13 protein-coding genes are annotated in these 14,377 nt (G+C 50.2%); 2 read left to right on the top strand and 11 right to left on the bottom strand.

Features of this window, described 5'->3' with window-relative positions:
* Positions 1–73 precede the first annotated feature (73 nt).
* The 7 genes from NA624_RS13145 to allA form a co-directional block, all read right to left on the bottom strand.
* On the bottom strand, positions 74–1,528 hold the full coding sequence (locus NA624_RS13145) for an allantoin transporter (RefSeq protein WP_000401066.1): 1,455 nt from the start codon (positions 1,526–1,528) through the stop codon (positions 74–76).
* Between the two features lie 95 nt (positions 1,529–1,623).
* Complete coding sequence (locus NA624_RS13140) at positions 1,624–2,871, bottom strand: MFS transporter (RefSeq protein ID WP_000005070.1); 1,248 nt, start codon at positions 2,869–2,871, stop codon at positions 1,624–1,626.
* A gap of 65 nt (positions 2,872–2,936) precedes the next feature.
* Positions 2,937–3,815, bottom strand: a complete 879-nt coding sequence (gene glxR / locus NA624_RS13135; protein WP_000765810.1) for a 2-hydroxy-3-oxopropionate reductase — start codon at positions 3,813–3,815, stop codon at positions 2,937–2,939.
* Positions 3,816–3,915: 100 nt separating this feature from the next.
* The gene (gip, locus tag NA624_RS13130; protein WP_000943595.1) at positions 3,916–4,692 is read right to left on the bottom strand and encodes a hydroxypyruvate isomerase Gip; all 777 of its coding nucleotides are present in this window, start codon (positions 4,690–4,692) and stop codon (positions 3,916–3,918) included.
* A 12-nt stretch (positions 4,693–4,704) separates the two neighbouring features.
* Positions 4,705–6,486, bottom strand: a complete 1,782-nt coding sequence (gene gcl / locus NA624_RS13125; protein WP_001096868.1) for a glyoxylate carboligase — start codon at positions 6,484–6,486, stop codon at positions 4,705–4,707.
* An 84-nt stretch (positions 6,487–6,570) separates the two neighbouring features.
* A complete protein-coding gene (allR, locus tag NA624_RS13120; protein WP_000141265.1) occupies positions 6,571–7,389 on the bottom strand; it encodes an HTH-type transcriptional repressor AllR in 819 nt (272 codons plus the stop codon).
* A 78-nt stretch (positions 7,390–7,467) separates the two neighbouring features.
* Positions 7,468–7,950 (bottom strand): ureidoglycolate lyase, encoded by a 483-nt coding sequence (gene allA / locus NA624_RS13115; RefSeq protein WP_000764662.1) that lies wholly within the window; start codon positions 7,948–7,950, stop codon positions 7,468–7,470.
* 226 nt (positions 7,951–8,176) lie between these two features.
* Here allA and allS point away from each other — a divergent pair, with 226 nt between their 5' ends.
* Positions 8,177–9,103 (top strand): HTH-type transcriptional activator AllS, encoded by a 927-nt coding sequence (gene allS, locus NA624_RS13110; RefSeq protein ID WP_000460169.1) that lies wholly within the window; start codon positions 8,177–8,179, stop codon positions 9,101–9,103.
* Positions 9,104–9,172: 69 nt separating this feature from the next.
* A complete protein-coding gene (mnmH, locus tag NA624_RS13105) occupies positions 9,173–10,267 on the top strand; it encodes a tRNA 2-selenouridine(34) synthase MnmH (RefSeq protein ID WP_001154069.1) in 1,095 nt (364 codons plus the stop codon).
* Positions 10,268–10,305: 38 nt separating this feature from the next.
* On the opposite strand, the gene NA624_RS13100 is transcribed toward mnmH, so the two are convergent.
* The 4 genes from NA624_RS13100 to NA624_RS13085 all read right to left on the bottom strand — a co-directional run bounded on the left by NA624_RS13100 (position 10,306) and on the right by NA624_RS13085 (position 14,231).
* Complete coding sequence (locus tag NA624_RS13100) at positions 10,306–10,965, bottom strand: methionine ABC transporter permease (protein ID WP_000342251.1); 660 nt, start codon at positions 10,963–10,965, stop codon at positions 10,306–10,308.
* Positions 10,958–11,974, bottom strand: coding sequence for a virulence-associated ABC transporter ATP-binding protein SfbB (sfbB, locus tag NA624_RS13095; protein ID WP_000569660.1), 1,017 nt, complete (start codon positions 11,972–11,974; stop codon positions 10,958–10,960). The genes NA624_RS13100 and sfbB overlap by 8 nt, the downstream gene beginning before the upstream one ends.
* Before the next feature lie 36 nt (positions 11,975–12,010).
* A complete protein-coding gene (locus NA624_RS13090) occupies positions 12,011–12,841 on the bottom strand; it encodes a MetQ/NlpA family ABC transporter substrate-binding protein (protein ID WP_000524317.1) in 831 nt (276 codons plus the stop codon).
* A gap of 256 nt (positions 12,842–13,097) precedes the next feature.
* The gene (locus NA624_RS13085; RefSeq protein WP_000152866.1) at positions 13,098–14,231 is read right to left on the bottom strand and encodes a porin; all 1,134 of its coding nucleotides are present in this window, start codon (positions 14,229–14,231) and stop codon (positions 13,098–13,100) included.
* Positions 14,232–14,377 lie beyond the last annotated feature (146 nt).

Genomic DNA, 14,377 nt, shown 5'->3' with positions numbered 1-14,377 from the left:
ACTCCTTGTATGGATACAGATAGTTTTTAAATAGCGCACACTTCATTAAATACGCTTAATGCTTTTTCAATAGTTAACCTACGAGTTTTTGCTCTCCTGTATTTTCAAAACGCGTGCGTTTCTTCAATAGCGCATAAGCAACGAACGCAACTATTACGCCTACAAACCAGGACACGCGGGATAAAGGCTCCATAAATGGTATAAACTTGCCGCCTAATGACAGAATGACTGCGACCAGGGTGACTGAAAATGCAGTCAGGTTAAATCCATTATCATAATATTTGTAATCACCGCTGGCGGTGTACAGCTCATCAAGATTAATTTTTCCACGCATTACCACAAAATAATGAGCTAACATTACGCCGATTACCGGGCCAAGCATACCGCCGATAATATCGAGGAACAGATAAATACTGTCCTGATTCTCCATTAATTTCCATGGGCAAATCAGTAGACTGATAATACTGGCAATCATTACGCCATTTTTATAGTTAAGCTTTGTCGGGGCAAGCGCCGCAATTTGATACCCCGCAGGTATAATATTACCGGTGGCGTTGGTTGAAATTGTCGTCATCAGAATCACCAGCACCGCAAAGAATGAAGCAAACAGACTGTCCCAGCGCTGCACAATATCCAGCACGTTCCAGGTATCCATACCATAATGAATACTGGCTCCGGCAATAATGCACACGCTGGCTACGGCGAATAATATATACGCTACGATAAGCCCCAGCGTTTGTCCCAATGCCTGAGCGCGAAATGAATGCGCGTTTTGCGTGAAATCGGACGCGCTCACCGCTGGCGCTGCCCAGACGGCGACTACGGCGTTAATCACCACCAGGAACAGAAAGCCGCTGTGCTCTGCTTTTTGCACGCCTGAAGGCAGATAGTCCAGAATCGGGCCAATGCCGACCAGCGATATTGCCCAAATAGCCATGCCGCCAAAGACAATGTAAATACATGGATTGAGGATAGCGGTAAATTTATTTAATACTTTACCACCGCCAAAACCGATGCCAACGTTAATAATCCAAAAAATTAGAAAAGTAATTAGCCCTGGCAGTGAAAGACCCAGCAGCTTGAAATCTCCACCTAATGTCAGAAATCCTGGCCAGATCTTCCCAATCAAAATAAGAAATGCCAGCGATCCCGCGTAACACTGCAAGCCGAACCACATAATTGCCGCGATTCCCCCTCGCAATAATCCAGGGAATAGCGCGCCGCGGACGCCGTAAGAACCTCGCAATATCATAGCAAAAGGAACGCCATATTTGCTGCCTGCCGCGCCATTCATTACCATCGCCGCCGCAATAAATAATGCGCTGATAATAATGGCCAACATGATATTAAATGTTGATAGCCCCAGTATAAAAAAACCGCCGACCATAACGTAATTTGGCACGTTATGTACAGATCCCATCCATAAGGTGAAATAGTTAAATGCCTTCCAGTTTCGTTGGGTTTCTGTTTTAGGTAATAAGTCTTCGCTATAACCGCGCTGCTGGTATAGCTCTCTTTGATGTTCCATAAATCCCTCTGTTCACGCATCGGATAACGTTGTTATGGGTTTAGCTATGAGGAACAAATAAATATAAAATAAAGAATTAGTAGATATAATTATTTTTAAGCTGAAGCAATACGTTGCGTTGCTTTCTTTTTATATAAAGTGACGACAGCAAAGATCAGTGTTCCGGTGACCACTAAACATGCTGAAATCACAAAACTGATCTCCTTCGACCCCGTTACATCCGAAATAAATCCGGTCAACGTTGGGGCGACAACCGCTGAACTCATGCCAAAGAAATTAAAAAGGCTGAAAGCTCTTCCCAGACTTTTTGCCGAAGCCTGTTCAGATACAAAGGAGATCAGGATCGGGTCTACTGCCATTTTCCCCAGCAAGCCGTATAGCGTCAGGCTGACCATCAGCATCGTGGTATTCGGGGACAAAACCGTAAACGCCAACATTGCTGCCGCCACAATTTCCAGACCGAGAATAACCTTAACTTTACTGTTACGGAATTTATCTGACAGATGGCTAAAAAATAACGCCCCCGGTACGCCAACCACCGCTACCAGCGCTGATGCCAGCCCGATAGCTCCGCCATCAAATCCTCTTTCAGTCTGTAGATAAGAGGGCAGCCAGGTCACTATCAAATAGTAACCGTAGCAGGTACAGAAATAGAGGAAGTAAACGCTACACAATAAACCAGAGAATAAAGGTGCGCGTTTCTCATCTTCCGTAACGGTTTGGGTTTGCTTTTCCGCTTGCGCAGAGTCGCTTTTGGCTTTACCGCGAATGATCAGCGTAAAGACGCACAGCATGATTACTAATATCGCGGCCACGATATACAGTACATTCTGCCAGGCCATGCTCATGTTTTTTACTAATACGCTGGAACCGATTAAGCCAATCCCCATCCCTATAGCCGACCCGCTGTTGATAATCGCGTTGGCTAATGCCCGACGGGCCTGCGGCACGTTTGCCGAAGAGAGTGAATAAGCCGAGCTAAAGAAAGAAGCGCATCCGCCACCTGCCATTAGCGACCCTATATAGATCATGGTCAGGCCATTGGCTTTCGCGATACAGAGTGTACCAATAATAAAAAGCGTAAATCCGGCCATCAGCATGATTTTTTGACCGAATTTATCGACCAATATTCCGCAAGGGATTTGCATACTGCAGTAAGCAAAAAAGTAAAAACTTGCAATGGCGCCTATTTCAGCATTACTTACATTGTCTAAAGATGCCTGAATTTCTGGATAAATTGGCGTAAGCACGGTGCGATAGATCCAAATCGCTACCCAGCCCAGACTCATTACGACAACAATTTGTTTCCAGTAATCAATTCCGGATTTTTTAGTTTCACTCATGTTCTTCACCTTTACAGAGTGTTCCTTGTGAACAGGTATCGCTGCAGCCGCAGCGATACACATAATTAGGACAATTTATGATTGGCCATTAATTCCAGCGCCTGTACCATTGCCGAATGATCAAGCTGGCTCCCGCCATTTGCCGCACAGGTATTGAATAATTCCTGGCAGGTCGCCGTATTCGGTAAATTCAGCGCCAGCGCTTTTGCGCTTTGCAATGCAAGATTAAGGTCTTTCTGATGAAGCGCGATTTTGAAACCAGGCTCGAACGTCCGGTTGATCATCCGCTCGCCGTGAACTTCCAGAATGCGTGAAGAGGCGAACCCGCCCATTAACGCCTGGCGCACGCGTACCGGATCGGCACCTGCTTTTGAAGCAAACACTAAGGCTTCAGAAACCGCTTCAATATTCAGCGCAACAATAATTTGGTTAGCCACCTTACAGGTTTGCCCATCCCCATTGCCGCCCACCAGGGTGATATTTTTTCCCAGAATGTCAAAGAGCGGTTTAACGCGGTCAAAGACTTTCTGCTCGCCGCCGACCATAATCGACAGAGTGCCTTCACGCGCCCCGATTTCTCCCCCGGAAACCGGGGCATCCAGGTAATCAGCGCCCATTTCATTAACGCGCTGGGCAAAACGTTTGGTTTCGATAGGAGAAATAGAACTCATATCGACGATGGTTTTTCCCTGAAGCGATGTTTTAGCGCAACCGTGTTCGCCAAATAACACGTCTTCAACCTGCGGCGTATCCGGCACCATTATGAAGATGATGTCTGCAAATTCAGTTACCTGACGTGCAGTCTCAACATTTACCGCCCCCAGCGAGAGCAATTCGTCCGCGACCGGACCAATAGTCGTAACGTGTAATTGATGACCGGCGCGTGCCAAATTGATAGCCATTGGCGAGCCCATAATTCCCAGGCCAATAAATCCCAGTTTCATATACAACCTCTTTTATTGCTTTCGGTGTTTCCAGATTCAGGCAACACAATCCCCTTCCAACACAGTGGAAAAAAAAACGCTGCCCGAATTATTCTGCGTTTTAACGGTACTGATTAATCCACGATAATCCCGCTTCCGTGGTAGTCAGTGGTTTATATTCACAGCCAACCCAGCCATCATAACCAGACTGTTTAATGACATTAAAAATAAAGTCATAATTAATTTCCCCGGTCCCCGGCTCGCCGCGACGCGGGTTATCAGCAATCTGTAAATGGCCTATTTTATCGGCCCATGCCGTCATGGTTTGTGTTAATTCCCCTTCCATGCGTTGCATGTGATAAATATCATACTGAATTTTGATATTATCGCTGCCGATATCCTTAATTAAGGCTAACGCCTGTTGAGTGCCGGTGAGATGGAATCCCGGCATATCAAAGTGATTAATAGGTTCGATAAGTAATAAAATGTCTTCTTTCGCCAGCATATTTGCCGCATAGCGCAGGTTTTCGACCAACGTGTCGTGGATCTCCGTTGCGGAGAATCCTGACGGCGTTTTACCCACCAGACAATTTATTTTCTTATTGCCTAACGCACGTGCATAACGGATTGCGGCCGCTACGCCATCGCGAAACTCTTCTTCGCGCCCAGGAATACAGGCAATTCCACGTTCGCCAGTCGCCCAGTCGCCAGCCGGTAAATTATGTAACGTATGTTCCAGATTATTATCCCTGAGCTTACGTTTTAACACTTCGATGTCGTTATCGTAGGGAAACATGAATTCCACGCCGCGAAATCCCGACAACGCCGCTTTATCAAAGCGTTCCAGGAAATCATATTCCGTAAACAGCATAGAAAGATTGGCAGAGAAACGTAACATCGATTACCTCCCTTACTCATATTTCATAAAACAGGTTTCTGTTGGCGCATCTTTCGCACTATCCGCAACCTCTTCAAACTCGGTTACGTTATCCAGTTCGCTGCCCATGGAAATATTGGTTACGCGTTCCAGAATGACTTCCACCACCACCGGAACGCGATATTGCGCCATTAGCGCTTTGGCTTGTTCAAATGCAGGCGCAATATCTTCCGGTTTAAAGACACGAATGGCTTTACAGCCTAACCCTTCCGCCACTTTTACATGGTCAACGCCATAGCCATTCACTTCGCTGGAGTTAATATTTTCAAAGGCGAGCTGTACGCAGTAGTCCATGTCAAATGCACGTTGCGACTGGCGAATCAGACCAAGATAAGCGTTGTTAACCAGCACATGGATATACGGAATGTTAAACTGCGCGCCAACGGCTAACTCTTCAATCAGGAACTGGAAGTCGAAATCGCCGGAAATCGCCACCACATTGCGTTGCGGATCGGCAGCACATACCCCTAATGCCGCCGGGATTGTCCAGCCAAGAGGCCCCGCCTGGCCGCAGTTGATCCAGTGTCTGTCTTTAAACACATGCAGCATCTGCGCTGCCGCGATTTGCGACAATCCAATGGTGGTGACATAGCACACATCGCGACCAAAGGCTTTGTTCATCTCTTCATAGACGCGCTGCGGCTTCACTGGCACGTTGTCAAAGTGGGTTTTACGCAGCAAAGTCCGTTTACGCTGCTGGCATTCGTCCACCCAGGTCTTCCGGCATGGCAAACGCCCCGCTTTTTGCATCTCCTGCGCGACATCGATCAGCAACGTTAGCGCCGCTTTGGCGTCAGAAACGATGCCCAGATCCGGGCACAACACGCGGCCAATTTGCGTTGGTTCAATATCGATATGGATGATTTTTCGCCCCTGAGTATATTTCTCAACGGACCCCGTATGACGGTTGGCGAAACGGTTACCGATGCCAAAAACCATATCAGATGCCAGCAGAGTGGCGTTGCCGTAGCGGTGCGCCGTTTGCAGGCCGACCATCCCCGCCATTAAGGGGTGATCGTCCGGGATACAGCCCCAGCCCATCAGAGTAGGGATCACCGGTACGCTGGTCAGTTCGGCAAACTGCTGCAGCAGTGGCGCGGCGTCGGCGTTAATAACCCCGCCGCCCGCGACAATTACCGGACGCTCGGACTGAATCAGCATCTCCAGCGCCTTTTCAATCTGTACGCGGCTGGCGGCTGGCTTATATACCGGCAGCGGCTCATACATATCCGGATCGAATTCGATTTCCGCAACCTGGACATCAAACGGTAAATCAACCAGCACAGGACCTGGGCGGCCTGAGCGCATCAGATGAAAAGCCTGTTGTAATACGCGCGGCACCAGCGCCGCCTCACGAACCGTCACCGCCATCTTGCTAACTGGTTTTGCAATCGCTTCAATATCGACTGCCTGGAAATCTTCCTTGTGCAGACGCGCTCGTGGCGCCTGACCGGTAATGCATAAAATCGGGATAGAGTCGGCAGAAGCGGAATAGAGCGCGGTGATCATGTCGGTTCCCGCCGGGCCGGAAGTGCCCAGGCAGACCCCAATATTACCTGCCGCCGCACGTGTGTAGCCCTCAGCCATATGCGAAGCGCCTTCCACATGACGCGCCAGTATATGGCGAATGCCTCCATGCTTACGCATTGCAGAATAGAAGGGGTTGATTGCAGCCCCAGGAACGCCGAATGCTGTGGTGATACCTTCTTTTTCCAGCACATACATTGCCGCATCCACGGCTCTCATTTTTGCCATTTTATTGCTACCTCTTTTTATTGGAAAAAGTTTCCAACTTTTAAAAATTTTAAAAAAGTCCCGCTCCAGCGAGCGGGATGCGGCTCAGGCTACAGGGGGTTTTAGCCCAAGCGCCGTACTGATGTCTTTCGCGGTATCCCGTACCAGTTCACCCTGGCTGATAAAGCGATCTTCCGTCAGCCGGGAAGCCGGTCCCGATATTGAGATAGCGGCGACCACGCTGCCCGCATCGTCATAGATAGCGGAGGCGATACAATTCAGCCCGACAACATGTTCTTCCTGGTCGACGGTGTAGCCCTGTTCACGCGCCTGCTCCAGATTTTTAAGCAGGATAGGTAAATCCACCAGAGTGGTCGGCGTAAACCGCCGCAAACCGGTATTGACGACGATCCCCACCAGCTCTTCTTCGGTGAGCGGGTAAAGCAGCGCTTTTCCGGCGCCGGAAGCATGTAACGGCAGACGACTCCCTAAGGGCGCGCACATTCTGACCATCGATTTGCACTCCTTTTGACCGATTAACACCGCTTCATTACCGTTGCGAATCGCTACGTTGACCGTCTCGCCAGAAAGCAGCATAAGTCGGTGCATAAAGGGTCCGGCCACCGAGAGGACATCGCGATTATGAATATACGCAGAGCCCACATTAAATACGCCTAAACCAATATGCCACCAGCCAAGCTGGCTATCCTGGTACACAAAATCAGCCGCTTGCAGTACCTTTAACAGGCGAAACGTCGTAGAAAGCGGTAAATCCAGGCTGCCGGAAATATCGCTAACTGATGAACTGCCGCCGCTTCTTTCGAGATATTGCAATATCGCTATGCCCCTCTCCAGCGCCTGAGCGCCTTTCTGCGCAGTCGGCTCTGCCTGTCCTGGCCTGCCGCGTCGTCTTACTTCCGTCATATTTACGTTAACTCCGGCCCAAAATATGAGCATAAACAATGAACAATATGTTCATCTTATGCAAGAAGGCCAATAGCGTCACGCAAAACAGAGTTCATGTGTCGGGATACTTTCAACATCACAGTTATCGCTGCCACCGCGATCCACCGTCAGAAAATCGGTAACCGTCTGCCACGCAAACAGAGGGTGATGCCATACATTACGGTGATAATTGACGCCCTGCCGTCCATTGCTAATAAACGCCCGCAGCGTGGAGAGATCGGGTTTATCATCGCCGAGCGCGACAATAACGACAAAAGCCTCGCCGTTCATCGGCACAAACGCCTGCGTACCTAAAGGATGACGTTCCAGTTCATGTACCACAATAGGCATCGAGGCCGGTTGCGCCCTGTTAATACTGATCAGCGTGCGATCCTGCTCCAGAACTTCAACCTTCGCCAGGTCGTGATATCGCTCAACTAACCCGTTGTTTATATGAAAAAAGTCACGTTCCTGCGTCTCAATAACATCGCCATAAGCGCTGAACGTCTTCTGATCTAACGGTAATACCTCAAGTTTCATTATTTTTCCCTTGTAGCTCGATTCCGTTTAACCGCGGTTTGGACTCTGTCCGGTTTCAATACCATGCAATCTAAAACCTTCGGGATTTAACATCAACATAAAAGTTGGAATATTTTTCCAAAAGTAGATTTAGACCACAAATCAAACATGGCTATTATGTAAAACTACTTAAAAATCATAGGAAAACAATTCTGGTTTTATCAGGATCGTAAGGAGGCATCTGACGATGTTTGACCCGGAAACACTGCGTACCTTTATCAGCGTTGCCGAAACGGGGAGTTTCTCCAAAGCGGCGGAGCGCCTGTGTAAAACCACGGCAACCATTAGCTACCGCATCAAACTGCTGGAGGAAAATACCGGCGTAGGGCTGTTCTTTCGCACAACGCGAAGCGTCTCGTTGACGGCGGCGGGCTCTCACCTTCTCTCTCAGGCAAAAGACTGGCTTGCGTGGCTGGACAGCATGCCTGACGAGCTACGCCAGGTTAACGACGGCGTAGAGCGTCAGGTCAATATTGTGGTGAATAACCTGCTCTATAGCCCGCAAGCGGTCGCCAGTCTCTTATCGTGGCTTAATGCGCGTTACCCCTTCACTCAGTTTCACTTTTCCCGGCAAATTTATATGGGCGTCTGGGATTCGCTCCTGTATGAAGGTTTTTCGCTGGCGATTGGCGTAACTGGCACCGAGCCGTTGGCTAATACCTTTATGCTCGATCCTTTAGGTTCCGTACAATGGCGTTTTGTGATGTCTGCGGATCATCCTTTAGCTCACGTCAGCGGGCCTCTAACAGAAGCGCAGTTGCGCCGTTTCCCGGCAATTAATATCGAAGACAGCGCGCGTACGCTGACCAAACGGGTAGCCTGGCGCCTTCCGGGGCAGAAGGAAATTATCGTGCCTGATATGGAAACCAAAATCGCCGCTCATCTGGCAGGCGTCGGTATCGGTTTTGTCCCGCAGCCGCTCTGTCAAACGCTGATCGACAAAAACGAACTGGTAAGCTGTACCATCCCGACGATGCGTCCGCCCTCACCGTTAAGCCTCGCCTGGCATAAATTTGGCGGAGGCAAAGCGGTAGAAGACATTGTGAAATTATTTACCCAACGACAACCCGAAATAGCCGGTTTTTTATCCATTTTCAACACGGTACGCTGTTAAAAATCAAGCCACTTTGCGAATTGGCGCGTAAAATAGCGCAAAGGATGATTTAAGGTTACGTTTTACGTTATGCAAGACAGACAAAAAGCACAGGACTATCGCGCGCTCCTCCTTGCCGATACGCCTTTAATTGATGTACGCGCGCCGATTGAGTTTGAACAGGGCGCCATGCCGGGCGCCATCAACCTGCCATTGATGATGGACGACGAGCGAGCCGCCGTCGGCACCTGCTACAAACGTCAGGGCGCGGATGCGGCGTTAGCGTTGGGGCATCGGCTGGTTTGCGGCGACATTCGCCAGCAGCGGCTTGAGGCCTGGAAAGCCGCGTATCAACGTTTCCCCAATGGGTATCTGTGCTGCGCGCGCGGCGGTCAGCGGTCACATATCGTACAACGTTGGCTGCAAGAAACAGGGATTGACTGCCCGCTTATTGAAGGCGGCTATAAAGCGCTGCGCCAGACAGCAATTCAGGCGACCTGGCAACTGGCGCAAAAACCGATACTTTTAATTGGCGGCTGTACGGGCAGCGGCAAAACGCAACTGGTGCGACAACAGCCCAACGGCGTGGATCTGGAAGGTCTCGCGCGTCATCGCGGCTCCTCTTTTGGCCGCACGCTGAAACCCCAGCTCAGCCAGGCCAGTTTTGAAAACAAACTTGCCGTTGAATTGCTGAAAATTAACGCGCGTCAGACGCTAAAAAGGTGGGTACTGGAAGATGAAGGGCGAACGATCGGCGCCAACCATCTGCCTGAGTGTTTACGCGAAAGAATGGCGCAGGCCCCCATTGCGGTAGTGGAAGATCCGTTTGCGCTTCGTCTGGAACGACTGCGTGAAGAGTATTTCATCCGTATGCATCACGACTTCACCCACGCCTACGGCGATGAAGCCGGTTGGCAGGCGTATAGTGAATATCTTCATCATGGACTGTTCGCTATTCGCCGCCGTCTGGGGTTGCAACGCTTTGCCGAACTGACGGACACGCTGGATAGGGCGCTGGCGGAACAATTATCCAGCGGCAGCACCGACGGCCATATGTCATGGCTGGTTCCGCTACTTAACGAATATTACGACCCAATGTATCGCTATCAACTGGAGAAAAAAGCCGCGAATATCGTTTTTCGCGGCACATGGCAAGACGTTGCCAACTGGCTAAAAGCGCAATAGCTTATTTTTATTGTCGGCTGACGCTACATTGAGCCGGCTTAGTGTCTGTCGCGCTTGTCGGCACGTTTTGCCAGCCAGTCGCCCAGCATCTGAACGACCTGAACCAGCACAATCAGCGCCACTACGGTAACAACCATCACTTCGGTTTCGTAACGGTAGTAGCCATAGCGAATCGCCAGGTCGCCTACCCCGCCGCCGCCGACAATCCCGGCCATCGCCGAGTAGCCGATTAAGCTTACCAAGGTAATCGTCAGGCCGCGCAGCAGCCCTGCGCTGGCTTCCGGCAACAGTACGGTACAGATAATACGCATCGGACTAGCGCCGAATGCCAGCGCCGCCTCAATAATCCCTTTATCGACTTCACGGAGCGCGCTATCTACCAGGCGTGTATAAAACGCGATTGCGGCCACCGACAGCGGGACGGAGGCTGCAATCGGGCCAATCGTATTGCCCAGCAAAAGCTGCGTTAGCGGCAGTAACAGCACCAGTAAAATAACAAATGGCACCGAGCGGATAATATTCACCAGAACCGAGGCGACGAGATAAATAAAACGGTTCTGCCAGAACAGATGACGATCGGTGACAAAAATCAGAAAACCGAGCGGTAGACCGCCAAGAATCGCCAGCACCGTTGAAATACTCAACATCTGGAAAGTTTCATTGAACGCCAGCGTTAAATCCGGCAATAAATCATCCACGGATCACCTCCACCTGTGCGGTACGTTGACGGATATGCTCCACGGCGGCGGCCACCGCCGTTGGATTATGCGGCGCGGTTAATTGCACCACCAGAATGCCCAACGCGCGTTCGCCGATATATTCAATCTTGCCATGCAGGATATTGACCGCGACGCCAAACTTGATCGCCACCTCCGACAGTACCGGCTGCTCCGCCGAATCGCCGATAAACAAAATTTTCAGCAACTGCCCGGGCAGGTGTTCCCGTAAACGTTCCGGCAGGGTTAAATTAAGGGTATGAGACACCAGTTGCTGTGTGAAAGCGTGTTGCGGGTGGGCAAACACATCAAACACCTCGCCCGATTCCACAACCTTACCGCCCGACATCACCGCCACGCGATCGCAAATAGATTTGATCACGTTCATTTCATGGGTGATCAGCACAATAGTAATCCCGAGCTGTGCATTGATCTGTCTGAGCAGGGCCAGAATCGTGGCGGAAGTTTCCAGATCCAAAGCGGAAGTCGGTTCGTCACATAGCAACACATCCGGATGGTTAGCGATGGCGCGGGCTATCCCCACCCGCTGTTTTTGCCCGCCGCTGAGCTGTACCGGAAAACGGTTCGCTTTATCGGCAAGGCCCACCAGCGTTAAAATTTCCGCCACCCGCGGCGCGATTTTGCTGCGTTCCCAGCCAGCCGCTTTCAGGCTAAACGCAACGTTTTGCGCCACTGTCCGGGTATGCATTAAGTTAAAATGCTGGAAAATCATACCAATACGCTGCCGCGCCTGGCGTAACGCTTTTCCGTCCAGCGCCGAAATTTCCACGCCGTTGACGTTGACGCGCCCCTGGCTGGGACGCGTTAAGGCGTTCAGGGTACGCAGCAGAGTGCTTTTTCCTGCGCCGCTGGTACCAACAATGCCAAAAATCTCGCCCGCGGCGATATGCAGGCTCACATCATCCACCGCGCGCGTGGGGGTACCGCGACCGGCGGTAAAATCGACGCAGACTTTTTCTATTTCAATCATATTCACCTCAGAAATTGGGGATGGCTACCGCTGCGATCAGGGTGTCGCGGTCATCCATTCCGGTTTCTGGAAGGCGCTATAAATATTCTTTGGATCGTCGATGACCGCGCGATAAGCCGGCGATTTCACCGCCTCGACAATATCTTTGGCAAACGGCTTATCGGCATCTTCACTGCGTACCGCAATGATATTTTTCAGATTCTCATCCAGGTGTTCCTGCTTAATCGCGCTGGAAAGATCCAGTCCTGCCGCCACCGCAAAGTTCCCGTTAACCAGCGCGCCGGTCACGCCATCCAGCGTGCGCGGTAGCTGTGCGGCTTCCAGCGGTTTGAAAACCAGTCCTTTTGGATTGCTGGCGATATCTCGTTCAGAGGCTTTGGTCGGATCGATATTGTCCTTAATCGTGATAAGCCCCAACGATTGCAGGAAGCGAAGGCCGCGCGCCAGGTTGGTCGGATCGTTGGAGAGGGTAATAATGTCCCCTTTTTTAAGCGCATCCAGACTGTTGATTTTACGTGAATAGAAGCCCATCCCGGCGGTCGGTACCACAATAAGTTTGCTGAGCTTCAACCCTTTGTCAGCGGTGAATTTGTCAAAATAGAGGGTATGTTGAAAGAGGTTGGCGTCAATGCTGCCGTTAGCTAACGCCATATTGGGCTGGACATAGTCGCTAAACTCGCGCACCACGACCTTATACCCTTTTTCTTTTAATGTCGGCGCAATCGCCTGCTTCACCATGTCGCCATACGGCCCTGGCGCGACGCCAAATACGATCGTTTGCGGGGAACTATCGGCATGGGCAAACTGTAATCCGCAGGCCAGTAATAGCGTGCTGGCCGCAATGCGTAAACTCTGACGCAATCCCATAATTTCTCCATTTTAAATAGTGTGATGCTGTGCCGGATGCCGTTCATGCGGCATCGTCTGTTTTGGCCCAAACGAAAGGCTATTTCTTAACATGACACAGATCACAGCCTGCTGTCCTTGAAATTATTTCATGATGTTTCCTGGTGTGTCGTTAAATGTACGAGGCAGGCGCTCAGGCGTGTGTCAGGCGGGAATGGCGTAAAGGGAAATGCCGGATAAGAGGTCTTAACGCCAACATCCGGCAGAGGAAAACGCTTTAGAAATCGTAACGCAGACGCACCAGGTTCATATCGCCCAGATTATCAGTGCTGGAGGTGAAAACATGTTCATAATCAACGCGGAAACCATAATCCAGTTGGAAGGTGATCCCCACGCCGTTATCGGTACGCAGATAGTCGCGGCCATTCACATATTCAATGCGGTCGCCCATAAAGTACGGTTGAATAGCTTTTACGGCATACTGACCAATCGGGAAAGCGTAACCGACAAAATATTCCAGACCCCACGCATCGCCGGCAAAGTAATCATTCACAGACACTTTTTTGGTCGTCATAAAGTTCTGATACCAACCGCCGCCTGCGGCAATAGTCCAGTTTTCCGGCGTCCAGCTTAACGCGGTACCGACAATATTTTGATCGTAAGTTTTATTGCCGTTGCCGCGCATCTCCGCACGGGTATAGTTCCATGCCGTCCCCCAGGTCAGATCGTCGGTGAGATGGTAATCCGCGCCTAAAGAACCGCCGCCTTTACGTTTGTAATTCAGGCCGTTATTGGCATTATAATCGTCGCTGAACAGATAAGACGCGTAGAGATCGACATTACCAATGCTTTTCTTATACTTCAATGATTTACGCGTGCGATAAGAACCATCGTAGTCGCCGTTAATCCCGTTGCCCGGCGCCTGACCTATCATGTCGTAATCCCAGATATCGGTTTTTGCGCCCACCACATCGTAATAAATGCTGTTCTGTTGACCGAAGGTCAGCGTTCCCCACGTCGCGCTCTTGAAGCCGGTATACAGCATACGGCGAGTGGTATCAGTCGCACCCTTCGCATAATGGTTATCCCAGTCAAATACCGCAGGGATATTGACGCCCAGCTCGTAATAGCTAATCCAACTGATATCATCAAACAGATAGTAATCCGCGGCGAAGCGGAAACGCGTCCCGCCATCAAAACCATTACGTTTATAACCGTTCGCGCCGTCATTGCCGGTCATATTCTGGAACTGCGGACGAATACTCCCGCCGACGGTGAAATTGAGTCGGCTGAGTGGATTACCCGCCTGGGGATCTTGTTTTAAAACGGTGATTTCCGCCTGAGTAGCGAAAGGCATGAAAGCCACTGCCGCGCCGATCGATGCCGCCAACGCTGTTATTTTAATTGTCATTATATTTTCCTTGATAGATAGCCAATCCAAATCATTTAGCAGGCAAATAATAACTGTTATAAAACCTTACGTGTTGTGTATTTTTTAATGATTTGTGCTACTAAAAATCAAGGAGTTATCAATTTGTGCGACTAAAAAAGTACGCG

This window comes from Salmonella sp. NW38 (genome assembly GCF_051807745.1).
Classification (GTDB): domain Bacteria; phylum Pseudomonadota; class Gammaproteobacteria; order Enterobacterales; family Enterobacteriaceae; genus Salmonella; species Salmonella enterica.
The sequence above is the reverse complement of the archived record's forward strand: the minus strand, read 5'-3'. Positions and strand labels throughout refer to the sequence as shown.

Excerpts from the sequence above, each read along its gene's own strand:
- NA624_RS13145 (WP_000401066.1), bottom strand. The coding sequence starts at position 1,528 with ATGGAACATCAAAGAGAGCTATACCAGCAGCGCGGTTATAGCGAAGAC.
- NA624_RS13140 (WP_000005070.1), bottom strand. The coding sequence starts at position 2,871 with ATGAGTGAAACTAAAAAATCCGGAATTGATTACTGGAAACAAATTGTT.
- glxR (WP_000765810.1), bottom strand. The coding sequence starts at position 3,815 with ATGAAACTGGGATTTATTGGCCTGGGAATTATGGGCTCGCCAATGGCT.
- gip (WP_000943595.1), bottom strand. The coding sequence starts at position 4,692 with ATGTTACGTTTCTCTGCCAATCTTTCTATGCTGTTTACGGAATATGAT.
- gcl (WP_001096868.1), bottom strand. The coding sequence starts at position 6,486 with ATGGCAAAAATGAGAGCCGTGGATGCGGCAATGTATGTGCTGGAAAAA.
- allR (WP_000141265.1), bottom strand. The coding sequence starts at position 7,389 with ATGACGGAAGTAAGACGACGCGGCAGGCCAGGACAGGCAGAGCCGACT.
- allA (WP_000764662.1), bottom strand. The coding sequence starts at position 7,950 with ATGAAACTTGAGGTATTACCGTTAGATCAGAAGACGTTCAGCGCTTAT.
- allS (WP_000460169.1), top strand. The coding sequence starts at position 8,177 with ATGTTTGACCCGGAAACACTGCGTACCTTTATCAGCGTTGCCGAAACG.
- mnmH (WP_001154069.1), top strand. The coding sequence starts at position 9,173 with ATGCAAGACAGACAAAAAGCACAGGACTATCGCGCGCTCCTCCTTGCC.
- sfbB (WP_000569660.1), bottom strand. The coding sequence starts at position 11,974 with ATGATTGAAATAGAAAAAGTCTGCGTCGATTTTACCGCCGGTCGCGGT.
- NA624_RS13090 (WP_000524317.1), bottom strand. The coding sequence starts at position 12,841 with ATGGGATTGCGTCAGAGTTTACGCATTGCGGCCAGCACGCTATTACTG.
- NA624_RS13085 (WP_000152866.1), bottom strand. The coding sequence starts at position 14,231 with ATGACAATTAAAATAACAGCGTTGGCGGCATCGATCGGCGCGGCAGTG.